We start from the raw sequence: 13,089 nt of genomic DNA on the forward strand, positions 1-13,089 counted from the left end.
CCCTCCGTCATGACGGAGGGGGCCCACCTGGTTCTAGCTACCGGCTGCGCCCGGGCTCAGGCCTGCTTGGCCTCGGCGTCGTCGGCGGCCGCCTCGTCGGTGCTCTCGCTGCTCTCGGTCGCCTCGGCGCTCTCGGCGGCCGGGGCCTCGGTCACCTCGGCCACCTCGCTCGCCTCGGTCACGTCGGTGTCCTCCGACTCCATGGTCGCCGCAGCAGCCTCCTTCGACTCCTGCTGCTTGGCGGCGCGCCTCGTGGCCGCCTCGGCCTCCTTGACCGTCGCCTTCTTGGCCGACAGCGGCTCGCGGACGAGCTCGATGACGACCATGGGGGCGTTGTCGCCCTTGCGCGCGGCGATCTTCGTGATGCGGGTGTAGCCACCCTCACGCTGAGCCATGTCGGGGGCGATCTCGGCGAAGAGGCGGTGGACGACACCCTTGTCGCGCACGACGGTGAGGACCCGACGGCGGGCGTGCAGGTCGCCGCGCTTGGCGAACGTGATGAGACGCTCGGCGAGCGGGCGCAGGCGCTTGGCCTTGGCCTCGGTCGTCGTGATCCGGTCGTGCTCGAAGAGCGACGTCGCGAGGTTGGCCAGGATCAGCCGCTCGTGGGCGGGGCCGCCACCGACGCGGGGACCCTTGGTGGGCGTGGGCATTTCGTATCTCCTAGAAGGACTGCAACGGGCTGCGCTCGCGCGCTCGATGACCCGGTCAGAGTGGTCAGAGGCGGGGGTGGATCAGAGACGCTCGTCCTCGACGAACGACTGGTCGTCGTCGTCGCCGTAGTCGTCGCCGTAGCCCTCGACGAGGGCCGACGGGTCGAACCCGGGCGGGCTGTCCTTGAGCGCGAGGCCCATGCCGGCGAGCTTGGCCTTGACTTCGTCGATCGACTTCGCACCGAAGTTGCGGATGTCGAGCAGGTCGGCCTCGCTGCGGCCCACGAGCTCACCCACGGTGTGGATGCCCTCGCGCTTGAGGCAGTTGTAGGAACGGACCGTGAGGTCGAGGTCCTCGATGGGCAGCGCCAGGTCGGCGGCCAGGGCGGCGTCCGTCGGCGACGGGCCCATGTCGATGCCCTCGGCCTCGACGTTGAGCTCACGGGCCAGGCCGAACAGCTCGACGAGCGTCTTGCCGGCCGAGGCCATCGCGTCGCGCGGCGTCATCGAGTTCTTCGTCTCGACGTCGACGATGAGCTTGTCGAAGTCGGTCCGCTGCTCGACACGGGTCGCCTCGACCTTGTACGTCACGGCGAGGACCGGCGAGTAGATGGAGTCGACCGGGATGCGACCGATCTCCTGGTCACCGGACTTGTTCTGCTGGGCCGAGACGTAGCCACGGCCGCGCTCGACCGTCAGCTCCATCTCGAGCTTGCCCTTGTCGTTGAGCGTCGCGATCTGCAGGTCGGGGTTGTGCACCTCGACCCCCGCCGGCGGCGTGATGTCGGCGGCGGTGACGACGCCCGGGCCCTGCTTGCGCAGGTACATGACGACCGGCTCGTCGTGCTCGGAGGAGACGACGAGGCCCTTGATGTTGAGGATCATCTCGGTGACGTCCTCCTTGACCCCCGGCACCGTCGTGAACTCGTGGAGCACGCCGTCGATGCGGATGGAGGTCACCGACGCACCGGGGATGCTCGAGAGCAGGGTGCGACGCAGGGAGTTGCCGAGCGTGTAGCCGAAGCCCGGCTCGAGCGGCTCGATGGTGAAGCGGCTGCGGTTGTCCGCGACGACTTCCTCGCCGAGCACGGGACGCTGTGCGATGAGCACTGTTCAGTTCCTTCCCACGGGCGCCCGCCATATGACGCCTCGTGAAACTGCCCGGTCGTGAGCCGGGCGGGTCCGGTCGTCTCGGTCTGCGACCCGACCCCGCGGACGCGTCCGGTGCGTGCCGTGGGAGACCCGCGGCACGCACCGGTGTGCGTCAGTTCTTCGAGTAGAGCTCGACGATGAGCTGCTCGGTCAGCTGCGAGTCGATCTGCTCGCGGACCGGCAGCTGGTGGACGAGCACCTGCAGGGAGCCCGGGACGACCTGGAGCCAGGCCGGGACCGGACGCTCGCCGAACGTCTGGCGAGCCAGCTCGAACGGGAAGGTCTCCACCGACTGCTTGCGGACCGTGATGATGTCGTACTGCTCGACGCGGTACGAGGGCACGTCGACGCGCACGCCGTTGACCTCGAAGTGGCCGTGCGTCACGAGCTGACGCGCGTGACGACGTGTCCGGGCCAGGCCCGCGCGGTACACGACGTTGTCGAGACGGGACTCGAGGATCTGCAGGAGGTTCTCACCGGTCTTGCCGGGGCGGCGGGCCGCCTCCTTGTAGTACCGGACGAACTGCTTCTCCATGACGCCGTAGGTGAAGCGAGCACGCTGCTTCTCCTGCAGCTGGGTCAGGTACTCCTTCTCCTGGATCCGGCGACGGCCGTGCTGGCCGGGCGGGAACGGACGGAGCTCGAAGTTCTTGTCGCCGCCGACGAGGTCCATCTTGAGACGACGCGACTTCTTGGTGATCGGGCCGGTGTAACGAGCCATGGTTCTACCTACTTCCTTCGCTCAGGCCTGATCAGACGCGACGGCGCTTGGGCGGACGGACACCGTTGTGCGGCGTGGGCGTGACGTCGCTGATCGCGCCGACCTCGAGGCCGGTGGCGGTCAGTGAACGGATCGCCGTCTCGCGGCCCGAGCCCGGGCCCTTGACGAAGACGTCGACCTTGCGCATGCCGTGCTCCATCGCGCGCCGGGCCGCAGCCTCGGCCGCCATCTGGGCAGCGAACGGGGTGGACTTGCGCGAGCCCTTGAAGCCGACCTGGCCGGCAGAGGCCCACGAGATCACGGCACCGGTGGGGTCCGTGATCGAGATGATCGTGTTGTTGAACGTGCTCTTGATGTGAGCGTGCCCGTGGGCGACGTTCTTCTTCTCCTTGCGACGAACCTTCGTCACACGAGCCTTGGGAGGCATGTTTCTCCTACGTCAGAACTGAGTCGATGAGGACGCGACCGGCGAGGCGGTCAGCGTCACTTGGCCTTCTTCTTGCCGGCCACGGTGCGCTTCGGGCCCTTGCGGGTGCGCGCGTTGGTCTTGGTGCGCTGACCGCGCACCGGCAGGCCGCGACGGTGACGAAGACCCTCGTAGGAGCCGATCTCGACCTTGCGACGGATGTCGGCCTGGACCTCACGGCGAAGGTCACCCTCGAGGCGGTAGTTGCCCTCGAGGAAGTCACGAAGCGCCACGAGCTCGGCCTCACCGAGGTCCTTGACGCGGGTGTTGGGGTCGACGCCGGTGGCAACCAGCGCCTCCTTGGAACGGGTGCGACCCACACCGAAGATGTAGGTCAACGCGACCTCGACGCGCTTCTCGCGCGGAAGGTCGACTCCAACAAGACGAGCCATGTTGGGGGTTCTCCTGGTTTCTGTGTTCGCGGAGGTCTGGGAGCAGTCACCGGTCCGGTGCTCGGTCGCCTCGCAGAAGGGCGACCGCCGGTCCCCGGCCTCCGTGCCGGGGGTGACGTCCTGCGCCGACTCGACGGTCGGTCATCAGGGGCCGGGTGCTGCTGTCGTTCACGTGTGTCGCGTGCTGTCGAAAGGTCTGTCGACGGCGAGGGTGGTGGCTCTGCTCAGCCCTGGCGCTGCTTGTGGCGCAGGTTCTCGCAGATCACCATGACCCGCCCGTTGCGGCGGATCACCTTGCACTTGTCACAGATCTTCTTGACGCTCGGCTGAACCTTCATCTGCCTGCTGTCTTCAGATCGTGCTCCTGCTCCTCCACGGGCCGCAGTGGGCCCGTGGCGCAGCAGGCGCTGGTGGGGAATCGGGATGGTGCCTCACGCTCGTGCCGGAGCATCGGGCACCCGGGGGTGCCGCGCCGGCCCTCGCGCTCAGCGGTAGCGGAAGACGATCCGACCGCGGGTCAGGTCATAGGGCGAGAGCTCGACGACGACCCGGTCCTCGGGGAGGATCCGGATGTAGTGCTGACGCATCTTGCCCGAGATGTGAGCGAGCACCTTGTGACCGTTGGTGAGCTCGACCCGGAACATCGCGTTCGGGAGAGCCTCGACGATCGTGCCCTCGATCTCGATGACACCGTCCTTCTTGGCCATGTCCTCCATCAATCTGTCGGTGGTCGGACCGCGGTGTGACCCGACCTCGGATGTGCCCAGGTGCCCACGCACGGGGCGCAGGCCAGTACTGGATGTCGAGGCACACGACACCCAACGCACAAGACTACGCCACCGGGGGCCATTCCCTGAAATCGTCACGGGCGCCCGGCCGCACGCCCTCGCCGCCGGCCGCCGCCGGCCTCCTCTCGGGCCCGGTGGGTGGGTGGCCGGGCTCGGTCAGCCCTCGATCTCGGCCCGCCGCAGGGCCACGATGCGCTCGACGACCGGGTCCGGAAGGGGCTGGTCCACGGCGAAGCGGACCGTGCCCTTGGACAGCGAGAACCCGTCGAGGTCGCCGCGGACGGCCTCCACGACCGCTGGGCTGAACGGGAACAGGGACAGGTGCCCCTTGGCGACGGTGAACCCGACGAGGGGCCGACCGGCCAGGCGCAGGGCGGGCATGCCGTAGCTCGTGCCCTCCTCGGCATCGGGGGCGATGCGTCGCGCGACGTCGACGACGTGGCGCAGCGCCTCCTGCTCCGGCAGGGGCAGGCCGGCGAGGTAGTCGGTCAACGGCCGTGCGGGGTCCACGGAACCCCATGGTGCCGCCTCGACGCCTGCCGCGGGCGCGTTCCGGCAGGACGGGTCCGGCCCTCGATGCTGACATCTCGGGTACGGGTACGACCCAGGTGTGGTCCGGCCGCCGCCCGGGGCCCGGCACCGCCCGCCCGATCGCCTCAGCTCGGCGAGTCCCTCCACGAAAGGTCGCCGCCATGGCACTTCGCACCGGCTCCGGGAGCCGCATCCTGACCCTCGTCGTCCTCGTCTGGCTGCTCGTCGGCATCATCGCCGCCTTCCAGCGGGGCTACTTCGGCTCCGCCACGACGAGCTGCAGCCGCGTGGCCAACGCGGCGGTGACGATCGTCGCCGGCCCGCTCAACTACGTCGGCGTCCACTCGCGGATCGGGTGCACCGTGCCCCAGCCGTCCTGACCCGAACCCCCGTCCGGCTGGGCAGGTCCGCCGTCGCCGGCGTGCCGCGTCGGCGCGACGGCATACTGGCGTGATGAGCGAGCGCAGCGACGCGACAGCCCCGCCCGACCGCACGGACGTGGTCACCGCGCCGCCGGATGCCGCCGAGAGCGTCGAGGACTACCACGCGCGGATCGCCGCGGCGGCCGGACCCGACGGACGGCTGCCCGTGGCCGTCGAGGAGATGCCCGGCTGGGACATCTATCCCTACGAGCTCGACAGCCTGCGGCTCAAGCCGGTCCAGCCGCCCGCGGACGAGGAACCGCCGCGACGCGGCGAGCGGGCCGCGGACTGCTGGTGCGCCGGCGCCGACGCGGACGCGCAGACCCCGGACGCCGACGAACGGCTGGTGTGGAGCAACCCTCGGTGGCGCCTCACCCTGTCGACCGACACCGGCCTGCCGGTCATGCTCGTCCTCGCCCCGGTCGAGCACCACGACCTGCCGTCGCTGCCCGGCGACCTCGCGGCGGAGATGGGCCAGCTCGTCGTGGCCGTCTCCGACGCCGTCGAGCACGTGCCGAGCGTCGGCCGCGGTCAGCTGGCCAGGTACGGCGACGGCGGCGCGCACCTGCACCTGTTCTTCCTCGGCCGTCCCGCGCGGATGCTCCAGCTCCGTGGCTCGCCGCTCGTCGACTGGGAGGAGAACCTGCCGCGGGTGCCCCTGGAGGTTCTGCAGGCCAACGCCCGGGTCGTCGCCGAGCGTCTCGTCGTGCACGTCGGCGGACGGGCCGGGCGCCTGGGCCGCTGACGTCCGTCCGGTTCGGCCGCCCGGACCCCGACGGCTCGGACGACGCGCCGGGCTCAGGCGTGGTGGCTCTGCGGCCGCGAGAAGAACAGGACGGCGACGACACCGATGACGAGGGCGAGCCCGGGCAGGAGCATGGCCTCGCTCATGGCGTCCGAGAACCCGGTGCGCACCTGCAGTGGCAGCGAGCGCCCGAACGTCTGCTGCATTCCGCCGGCGCCGGTCGCGGCTCCCGCCGCGGCCGGCAGGTCGGCGGCGAGCCGTGCCTCGATGAGGGCGGCGATGGCGGCGCTGCCGAGCACCGCGCCGACCTGGCGGGTCGTGTTGTAGACACCCGAGCCCGCGCCGGCCGAGCGCAGGGGCAGGTTGCGGGTGGCCGTCGCGCCGAGCGGGCCCCACATGAACGCGTTGCCCAGCCCCATGAGCGCCATCGGCAGGAGCAGCTGCCACGTCTGCGTCTCGGGCCGCATGACGAGGGCCACCCACAGCAGCGAGGCCGAGGTCAGCGCGATGCCGACCGCCGTGATACCCCGCGGGTGCAGGCGGTCGGCCATCCGGCCCGCGACGGGCGCGAGCCCACCCGAGATGACGGCCATCGGCACGAGGAGCAGGGCCGACTGCGTGGGAGTCAGGCCCCGCACGACCTGGGCGTACAGCATGAACGGGAAACCCATCGCGGTGATCGAGAACCCGATGGTCGTGATGGCGACGTTGGCCAGCGAGAAGTTGCGGTCGCGGAACAGCACCAGCGGCAGGAGCGGCTCGCGGCGGTTGCGCGCCTGCCACAGCACGAAGAGCGCGAGCACGACGATGCCCACGGCGATGAGCAGGGGTACCGAGACCCAGCCGCTGATGGTGCCCCAGTCGTAGCTCTCCCCCTCCTGCACCCCGAAGACGAGCAGGAACATGCCGACGGCCGACAGGGCCACGCCGAGCCAGTCGAAGCTGTGGCTGTGGATCTCGAGGTGCGGGACGAGCCGGGCCGACAGGACCAGCCCGACGATGCCGACGGGCACGTTGATGAAGAAGATCCACTCCCAGCCCGGCCCGTCGACGAGCAGGCCGCCGACGATGGGGCCGACGAGGATCGCGACGCCGGCCGTGGCACCCCAGAGCGCCATCGCCTGGCCGCGAGAGGCCGCCGGGAAGGTGCGCGTGATGACGGCCATGGTCTGCGGCGTCAGCATCGAGGCGCCGAGGCCCTGGACGACGCGGGCCACCACGAGCCCCGTGATCGTCGTCGTCAGGCCGCACCACAGCGAGGCGACCGTGAAGACCGTCAGCCCCACGAGGTAGAGGTTCTTCGGGCCGTAGCGGTCGCCGAGGCGGCCGGTGATGAGCAGCGGCGTGGCGTAGGCCAGCAGGTAGGCGCTGGTGACCCAGATGACGCCGTTGACGTCGGAGCCGAGCCCGCGCATGATCGCCGGCGTCGCGACGGACACGATCGTCGAGTCGACGAGGATCATGAAGAAGCCGATGACCATGGCCCACAGGGCCGGCCACGGGTTGTGCCCCTCGGGCACGCCGCCCGGGACGCGCCCCGTCCCGGCCGTCGCGGCCCGGCGGGACGCACCGCCGACGTCGACGGACCGGCCGGCCTCCCGTGCCACCGTTCGCTCGGCTGCCTGCTCGTCACCGGCCATGTCCCGCCCTCTCGATGCGTCCTGGTACCGATTCTGCGCCACCCCACCGACAGCGCACCGCCCTCTTCCCGTCGACAGGGTCAGGGCGTCGGCGGGGGGTCAGGACCAGCGCGTCGCGAGCCAGAGGGGGTCGTGGCCGGTCAGCGGGACCATCCGCCACGTGAGGTCGGCGTCGCCACCGCGCAGCCGTGCCTCGACGCGGAAGCGGTGCGGCGTCTCGATGACGATGACCTCGGCCCGGAAGGTGTCCTCCTCGACCCAGCCCCCGCTCGCGACGACGGGCAGCACCGCCCCCGCGCCGACCAGCTCGGACTCGTGCCACCCGCCGGAGGTGACCGGGACCCTGAGCCAGGTGTCGCGCCGCTGCAGGCCGAGCACGTGCCCCTCCTCGGAGCGCGTCACCGACACGGCGGTGTAGTCGGTCGCGAGGTCCGAGGCGTCCGAACGGAGGAACTCGGCGTACTCGGGGCCGAGCGCCTCCCCCGCCATCGCCGGGATCTCGAGGCCCGCGAGACGACGGGTGAGCTCCTCGTCGGCCGCGCGCGAGCCGACGCGACCGAGGGCCGGGACGACGTGCTCCCAGAGCGCGTCGAGCGTCGACTGCATCCGGGCCTGCTCGGACGTGACCGCGACGACGGTGTCGTGCTCGGGCAGGACGACGAGGAACTGGCCGAAGGCGCCGTCGCCGCGGAAGCCGTGACGCTGCATCCAGAACGAGTAGCCGTAGCCGCACGCCCAGTCCGGCTCGGTGGCGGGATCCTCGTCCACCGGACCGAAACCCCGCGTCGCCTCCCGGACCCACGCCTCGGAGAGCAGCTGCCGGCCCTGCCAGCGCCCCTGGTCGAGGTAGAGCTGGGCGACCGAGGCGATGCCCTCCGTGGTCAGGTGCGCACCGGTGAACCCGAGCTCTCGACCGAGCGGGTCACGGTGCCAGGGCACGTCGGGAAGGCCCAACGGGACCAGCAGCCGCAGCCGGAGGGCCTCGGCGAGGCCGACGCCGGTGAGGCGCCCGACGATGACCGACAGCAGGTAGGTCGCCACCTGGTTGTAGGCGAAGTGCGTCCCGGGTTCGCGGGTCGGGGCCGTCGCGAAGACGCGCGGCACCCAGTCGTCGCGGGCCGCCGGCGCCGTGCCGCTCAGGCGGTCGAAGACGTGCGCCCACGCGTCCTCCTCGTGCCCGACCGTCATCGACAGACAGTGCCTGACCCGGACGTCGTGCCACCCCTGCGGCACCGTGGCCGGGTCGTACTCGGGGAAGTGGTCGAGGATGCGGTCGTCGAGGGACAGGCGCCCCTCCTGGACGAGGAAGGCGACGGCCGTGGCGGTCAGGGTCTTCGACAGCGAGTAGCCGAGGTGCAGGCGCTCGGCGGAGTACGGCCGCCACCAGCCCTCGGCCACGACGTGGCCGTGCCGGGCCACCATGAGGCTGTGGAGGCCGAGGCGACCCGCCTCGACGGCGTCGACGAACGCGAGGAGGCCGGACGCGTCGACGTCCTGGGCGCTGGGGGTGCTGCGCGGAAGGGTCACCTCCGCACGGTACGCGGTGGCGGGACCGACCGGGGGGCGACGCGGGGCAGAGTCTGGCTGAGTCCGGGCCCAGTCGGTCCTTAGTCGGGCTCAGTCGGGCTCAGTCGAGCGGTGCGAAGGGGGCGCCGAGCCGCTCGAGCTGCTCCTTGCCGCCGTCGACCGCGGTGAGGACCCACAGGCCCTCCTGGCGCACCGCGACCGAGTGCTCCCAGTGCGCCGCGCGCGAGCCGTCGGTGGTGACGACCGTCCAGTCGTCGTCGAGCACGCGGGTGTCGCTCGCGCCGAGGGTCACCATCGGCTCGATCGCGCCGGTGAACCCGTCGACGAGCTTGGGCCCGCTCTCCCGCACGGCGTAGTTCGGGATCTGCGGGTCCATGTGCATCTGGGGACCGATGCCGTGGCCGACGTACTCGTCGACGACCCCGTACGCGTGGCCGTCGCGCTCGGCGGCCGCGTCGATGCTGGCCTCGACGGCGTCACCGACCGCGTAGAGGCGGCCCCCGACGCGCATCGCGGCGATGCCGGCGTAGAGGCTCGCCTCGGTGGCGGCGATGAGGTGCAGGTCCTCCGGACGCGCGGCCTCGGGGCCACCGACGACGGTCGTGAAGGCGGCGTCGCCGTTCCAGCCCTTGACCTCGGCGCCGCAGTCGACCGACAGCACGTCGCCCGCGCACAGGACGCGGTCGCCCGGGATGCCGTGGACGACCTCCTCGTTGACGCTCGTGCACAGCGTGTGCCGGTAGCCAGGGACGAGCTGGAAGTTCGGGACCCCGCCGTGGCTGCGGATGAAGTCCTCGGCGAGGGCATCGAGCTGCAGCGTCGTGACGCCCTCGCGCACCTCGCCCCGGAGCAGCTCGAGGGTGCGCCCGACGAGCAGCCCCGCCTCACGCATGAGGCGCAGCTGCTCGTCGGTGCGGCCGGTCAGTCGGTGGCGTCCGAACACGGGTCTGCTCGTCGTCCTTCGGGGCGTTGGCGGTGGTGGTGCGGTGGCGTGGAGGTTGCTCAGTGCCGAGGCAGGGCGGCGATGACGCGGTCGGTGACCTCGTCGACCTCACCCATGCCGTCGACCTGCACGAGCAGGCCGGCGAGCTGGTAGTGCTCGGCGAGGGGCGCGGTCTCCTTGCGGTAGATCGCCTGGCGCTCGCGGATGACCTCCTCGCTGTCGTCGGCGCGGCCCTCGATCTCGGCGCGCTTGAGGAGTCGCTCCACGACGGCGTCCTCGTCGACGACGAGCTCGATGACGGCGTCGAGCGCGTGGTCGTGCTTGGCGAGCATGGCGTCGAGGGCCTCGACCTGCCCCGCGGTCCGCGGGTAGCCGTCGAGGAGGAACCCGCCGACCGCGTCGTCCCAGGACAGCCGGTCCTCGACGATCTCGTTGGTCACCTCGTCGGGCACGTAGCCGCCCGAGGCGAGGATGTCCTTGACCTTGAGACCGAGCTCGGTCTCGTTCTTGATGTTCGAGCGGAAGATGTCGCCGGTCGAGATCGCCGGGATCGACAGGCGCGCGGCGATGCGGGCGGCCTGGGTGCCCTTCCCGGCGCCGGGCGGGCCGAGGATGATCAGTCGCGTGGGGGCTGGCATCAGCGGAGGAACCCTTCGTAGTGACGCTGCTGGAGCTGCGCCTCGATCTGCTTGACCGTCTCGAGGCCCACACCGACGACGATGAGGATCGAGGTGCCACCGAACGGGAAGTTCTGGTTGGCCCCGACGAGCACGAGTGCCACGAGCGGGATGAGCGAGATGAGCGCGAGGTAGATGGCACCCGGCACGGTGATTCGGGTCAGGACGTAGTTGAGGTACTCGGCCGTGGGTCGCCCGGCACGGATACCCGGGATGAAGCCGCCGTACTTCTTCATGTTCTCGGCGACCTCGGTCGGGTTGAAGGTGATCGACACGTAGAAGAACGTGAAGAAGAGGATGAGCGCCACGTAGATCGCCATGTAGATCGGGTGGTCACCGCGCACGAGGTTGCTCTGCACCCACAGCACCCAGTCCGGGTTGTTGCCGTCGGCGCGGGTGTTGAACTGCGCGACGAGGCCCGGCAGGGCCAGCAGCGAGCTGGCGAAGATGACCGGGATGACGCCGGCCATGTTGACCTTGAGCGGGATGTAGGTCGACGTGCCGCCGTACATGCGGCGCCCGACCATGCGCTTGGCGTACTGCACCGGGATGCGTCGCTGCGACTGCTCGACGAAGACGACGGCCGCGATGACGAACATGCCGAGCAGGACGATGAGCAGGAACGTGCCCCAGCCCTTGTTCTCCTTGATGGCCCACAGCGAGCCCGGGAAGCCGGCGGCGATCGAGGTGAAGATCAGCAGTGACATGCCGTTGCCGACACCCTTGTCGGTGATGAGCTCGCCGAACCACATGATGAGGCCGGTGCCGGCCGTCATCGTCAGGACCATGATGACGATGGTCACCATCGACTGGTCGACCATGATGGAGTCGCAGGAGCCGCCGAAGAGGCTCGAGGGGTTCCGGGCGAAGGTGACGAGCGTGGCCGACTGGAGGATCGCCAGGCCGATCGTCAGGTAGCGCGTGTACTGCGTCAGCTTGGTCTGCCCCGACTGGCCCTCCTCTTTGAGCGCCTCGAAGCGCGGGATGACGACCGTGAGCAGCTGGATGATGATGCTCGCGGTGATGTAGGGCATGATCCCGAGCGCGAACACCGACAGCTGCAGCAGCGCGCCACCGGAGAAGAGGTTGGCCAGGTTGAGGAACCCGCTCTGGTCACTGCCGCCGGCGGCCTTGCCGGCCTGGAGGCACTGCTGCACCAGGCCGTAGCTGATGCCCGGCGTCGGCACGTGGGAGCCGAGACGGAACAGCACGATGATGCCGAGCGTGAAGAGCAGCTTCTTGCGCAGGTCCGGGGTGCGGAACGCGCGGACGAAGGCGGCGAGCACAGGGTCCTCCTGGGGTGCCGCGCGGTGGCGCGGCCTGAGTCATGCAATCCGTGGAAGGTTAACGCAAAGAGGCAGCGCCCCGGGCACCGCTCCGCCATGGCCGACGTCACGTCGACCCGCGGTGCGGACGCCCGGGGCGCTGCTCACATGAGGTGTGAGGTGGTCCGGATCGGATCCGTCGAGCGGTGGTCAGTCCGCGATGGACGTGACCGAACCGCCGGCGGCCTCGATCTTCTCCTTGGCGGAGGCCGAGAACTTGTGCGCCTCGACCTCGACCTTGACGGAGATCTCACCCGTGCCGAGCACCTTGACCGGGAAGCCGTCGCGGACGGCGCCCTTGGCCACGAGGTCGGCGACCGAGACCTGGCCACCCTCCGGGAAGAGGGTCTGCAGGCGGTCCAGGTTCACGACCTGGTACTCGGTGCGGAACGGGTTCTTGAAGCCACGGAGCTTGGGAAGGCGCATGTGCAGGGGCATCGAGCCACCCTCGAAGCGCTCCGAGACCTGGTAACGGGCCTTCGTACCCTTGGTGCCGCGACCGGCGGTCTTGCCCTTGGAGCCCTCACCACGACCGACGCGGGTCTTGGGGGTCTTGGCACCGGGGGCCGGACGCAGGTGGTGGACCTTGAGGGCCGAGCCCTCGGTCTTCTTGGCCTCAGCCATGGTCAGTCAACCTCCTCGACGGTCACGAGGTGCGTCACCGTCTTGACCATCCCGCGGATCTCGGGACGGTCCTCCTTGACGACGACGTCGCCAATGCGCTTCAGACCGAGGCTGCGCAGCGTCTCGCGCTGGTTCTGCTTGCCACCGATCTCGGAACGGGTCTGGGTCACCTTGAGACGAGCCATCACGCACCAGCCTTCTCGGCCGCGGCCTTGGCCTCGGCCAGGCCCGCGGCACGCGCCCTGAGCATGGCCGCCGGGGCCACCTCCTCGAGCGACTTGCCGCGGCGCGCGGCAACCGACTCGGGGCGCTCGAGGTCGCGCAGGGCCTGGGCGGTCGCGTGCACGATGTTGATGGCGTTGTCCGAGCCCAGCGACTTGGACAGGACGTCGTGGATGCCGGCGCACTCCAGGACCGCACGCACCGGGCCACCGGCGATGACACCGGTACCAGGGGCGGCCGGACGGAGCATGACGACACCGG

General features: G+C 70.5%; 18 protein-coding genes. 2 read left to right on the top strand and 16 right to left on the bottom strand.

Translation table 11 applies throughout. The annotated features are described in order from the left end of the window. Positions 1-56: 56 nt before the first annotated feature. The 8 genes from rplQ to ACPYOM_RS16470 form a co-directional block, all read right to left on the bottom strand. Positions 57-653 carry a 50S ribosomal protein L17 gene (gene rplQ, locus ACPYOM_RS16435; protein ID WP_481346785.1) on the bottom strand — a complete coding sequence of 199 codons (597 nt, stop codon included), beginning with the start codon at positions 651-653 and terminating at the stop codon, positions 57-59. Between the two features lie 81 nt (positions 654-734). Beyond that, positions 735-1,763 carry a DNA-directed RNA polymerase subunit alpha gene (locus tag ACPYOM_RS16440; RefSeq protein ID WP_481343157.1) on the bottom strand — a complete coding sequence of 343 codons (1,029 nt, stop codon included), beginning with the start codon at positions 1,761-1,763 and terminating at the stop codon, positions 735-737. A 154-nt stretch (positions 1,764-1,917) separates the two neighbouring features. Continuing rightward, entirely contained in the window at positions 1,918-2,526 is a 609-nt protein-coding gene (rpsD, locus tag ACPYOM_RS16445; RefSeq protein WP_481343156.1) for a 30S ribosomal protein S4, read from the bottom strand. Between the two features lie 31 nt (positions 2,527-2,557). Next, positions 2,558-2,953: a 30S ribosomal protein S11 gene (gene rpsK, locus ACPYOM_RS16450; protein ID WP_034801606.1), complete on the bottom strand. Its 396-nt coding sequence runs from the start codon at positions 2,951-2,953 to the stop codon at positions 2,558-2,560. Between the two features lie 56 nt (positions 2,954-3,009). Beyond that, positions 3,010-3,384, bottom strand: coding sequence for a 30S ribosomal protein S13 (rpsM, locus tag ACPYOM_RS16455; RefSeq protein WP_481343155.1), 375 nt, complete (start codon positions 3,382-3,384; stop codon positions 3,010-3,012). A gap of 224 nt (positions 3,385-3,608) precedes the next feature. Then, on the bottom strand, positions 3,609-3,722 hold the full coding sequence (gene rpmJ, locus ACPYOM_RS16460) for a 50S ribosomal protein L36 (protein WP_006592630.1): 114 nt from the start codon (positions 3,720-3,722) through the stop codon (positions 3,609-3,611). A 147-nt stretch (positions 3,723-3,869) separates the two neighbouring features. Continuing rightward, a complete protein-coding gene (gene infA, locus ACPYOM_RS16465) occupies positions 3,870-4,091 on the bottom strand; it encodes a translation initiation factor IF-1 (protein WP_006946284.1) in 222 nt (73 codons plus the stop codon). Positions 4,092-4,328: 237 nt separating this feature from the next. Continuing rightward, positions 4,329-4,682: an iron chaperone gene (locus ACPYOM_RS16470; RefSeq protein ID WP_481346786.1), complete on the bottom strand. Its 354-nt coding sequence runs from the start codon at positions 4,680-4,682 to the stop codon at positions 4,329-4,331. A 182-nt stretch (positions 4,683-4,864) separates the two neighbouring features. On the opposite strand from ACPYOM_RS16470, the gene ACPYOM_RS16475 reads away from it, so the two are divergent. Together ACPYOM_RS16475 and ACPYOM_RS16480 are read left to right on the top strand one after the other, a co-directional pair. Next, a complete protein-coding gene (locus ACPYOM_RS16475; RefSeq protein ID WP_481346787.1) occupies positions 4,865-5,083 on the top strand; it encodes a hypothetical protein in 219 nt (72 codons plus the stop codon). A 73-nt stretch (positions 5,084-5,156) separates the two neighbouring features. Beyond that, a complete protein-coding gene (locus ACPYOM_RS16480; RefSeq protein ID WP_481346788.1) occupies positions 5,157-5,870 on the top strand; it encodes a hypothetical protein in 714 nt (237 codons plus the stop codon). Between the two features lie 53 nt (positions 5,871-5,923). Here ACPYOM_RS16480 and ACPYOM_RS16485 read toward each other — a convergent pair whose 3' ends face one another. The 8 genes from ACPYOM_RS16485 to ACPYOM_RS16520 form a co-directional block, all read right to left on the bottom strand. Next, positions 5,924-7,510 (bottom strand): DHA2 family efflux MFS transporter permease subunit, encoded by a 1,587-nt coding sequence (locus tag ACPYOM_RS16485; RefSeq protein ID WP_481346789.1) that lies wholly within the window; start codon positions 7,508-7,510, stop codon positions 5,924-5,926. Between the two features lie 99 nt (positions 7,511-7,609). Then, positions 7,610-9,037 carry a serine hydrolase domain-containing protein gene (locus tag ACPYOM_RS16490; protein WP_481346790.1) on the bottom strand — a complete coding sequence of 476 codons (1,428 nt, stop codon included), beginning with the start codon at positions 9,035-9,037 and terminating at the stop codon, positions 7,610-7,612. A 100-nt stretch (positions 9,038-9,137) separates the two neighbouring features. Further along, positions 9,138-9,980: a type I methionyl aminopeptidase gene (gene map / locus ACPYOM_RS16495; RefSeq protein WP_481346791.1), complete on the bottom strand. Its 843-nt coding sequence runs from the start codon at positions 9,978-9,980 to the stop codon at positions 9,138-9,140. 59 nt (positions 9,981-10,039) lie between these two features. Continuing rightward, entirely contained in the window at positions 10,040-10,618 is a 579-nt protein-coding gene (locus ACPYOM_RS16500; protein ID WP_481343148.1) for an adenylate kinase, read from the bottom strand. Further along, on the bottom strand, positions 10,618-11,943 hold the full coding sequence (gene secY, locus ACPYOM_RS16505; protein ID WP_481343147.1) for a preprotein translocase subunit SecY: 1,326 nt from the start codon (positions 11,941-11,943) through the stop codon (positions 10,618-10,620). The genes ACPYOM_RS16500 and secY overlap by 1 nt, the downstream gene beginning before the upstream one ends. Before the next feature lie 189 nt (positions 11,944-12,132). Next, the gene (rplO, locus tag ACPYOM_RS16510) at positions 12,133-12,606 is read right to left on the bottom strand and encodes a 50S ribosomal protein L15 (RefSeq protein ID WP_481343146.1); all 474 of its coding nucleotides are present in this window, start codon (positions 12,604-12,606) and stop codon (positions 12,133-12,135) included. Positions 12,607-12,608: 2 nt separating this feature from the next. Beyond that, a complete protein-coding gene (gene rpmD, locus ACPYOM_RS16515; protein ID WP_034715233.1) occupies positions 12,609-12,791 on the bottom strand; it encodes a 50S ribosomal protein L30 in 183 nt (60 codons plus the stop codon). Then, positions 12,791-13,089, bottom strand: a 299-nt coding sequence (locus tag ACPYOM_RS16520; RefSeq protein WP_481343145.1) for an uS5 family small ribosomal subunit protein, incomplete at its 5' end; no start/stop codon positions are given. The genes rpmD and ACPYOM_RS16520, both read right to left, overlap by 1 nt.

The sequence above is a fragment of the Monashia sp. HAY1-2A genome (assembly GCF_056755315.1).

Bases quoted from the DNA above. Each gene is read 5' to 3' on its own strand.
- rplQ (WP_481346785.1), bottom strand. From the start codon at position 653: ATGCCCACGCCCACCAAGGGTCCCCGCGTCGGTGGCGGCCCCGCCCAC.
- rpsD (WP_481343156.1), bottom strand. From the start codon at position 2,526: ATGGCTCGTTACACCGGCCCGATCACCAAGAAGTCGCGTCGTCTCAAG.
- rpsK (WP_034801606.1), bottom strand. From the start codon at position 2,953: ATGCCTCCCAAGGCTCGTGTGACGAAGGTTCGTCGCAAGGAGAAGAAG.
- rpsM (WP_481343155.1), bottom strand. From the start codon at position 3,384: ATGGCTCGTCTTGTTGGAGTCGACCTTCCGCGCGAGAAGCGCGTCGAG.
- rpmJ (WP_006592630.1), bottom strand. From the start codon at position 3,722: ATGAAGGTTCAGCCGAGCGTCAAGAAGATCTGTGACAAGTGCAAGGTG.
- infA (WP_006946284.1), bottom strand. From the start codon at position 4,091: ATGGCCAAGAAGGACGGTGTCATCGAGATCGAGGGCACGATCGTCGAG.
- ACPYOM_RS16475 (WP_481346787.1), top strand. From the start codon at position 4,865: ATGGCACTTCGCACCGGCTCCGGGAGCCGCATCCTGACCCTCGTCGTC.
- ACPYOM_RS16480 (WP_481346788.1), top strand. From the start codon at position 5,157: ATGAGCGAGCGCAGCGACGCGACAGCCCCGCCCGACCGCACGGACGTG.
- ACPYOM_RS16485 (WP_481346789.1), bottom strand. From the start codon at position 7,510: ATGGCCGGTGACGAGCAGGCAGCCGAGCGAACGGTGGCACGGGAGGCC.
- ACPYOM_RS16500 (WP_481343148.1), bottom strand. From the start codon at position 10,618: ATGCCAGCCCCCACGCGACTGATCATCCTCGGCCCGCCCGGCGCCGGG.
- rplO (WP_481343146.1), bottom strand. From the start codon at position 12,606: ATGGCTGAGGCCAAGAAGACCGAGGGCTCGGCCCTCAAGGTCCACCAC.
- rpmD (WP_034715233.1), bottom strand. From the start codon at position 12,791: ATGGCTCGTCTCAAGGTGACCCAGACCCGTTCCGAGATCGGTGGCAAG.